This is a genomic window from Fructilactobacillus sp. X2R5C3 (assembly GCF_059901325.1).
On the sequence record NZ_JBWXUY010000087.1, the window covers coordinates 1 to 229 of the forward strand.

1 pseudogene is annotated in these 229 nt (G+C 50.2%); it reads left to right on the top strand.

Annotation, left to right across the window (positions count from 1 at the left end):
* Positions 1-229 (top strand): annotated as a pseudogene (locus AC6UDE_RS07265) (multidrug effflux MFS transporter); the annotation flags it as partial.

Sequence of the window (229 nt, forward strand, 5' to 3'; positions counted from 1 at the left end):
GTTTCATCCTGATCCTCAGTGCCATCTGGTTTAAAAACCTGTTAGTGGTTATCATCCTAGTCTTCATCATTCTCCTCTTTATCGGTGCCATGCTGACGTTGTCCACGACCGTAGTTATGAACGCTGCCAGTAAGAACGCCGGGAGTGCCTCCGCTCTCGTGGGCCTGACGCAAAACGCCATGGGCGGAATTGTTTCGCCACTCGTTGGTATCATGGGTGAAAATACGTA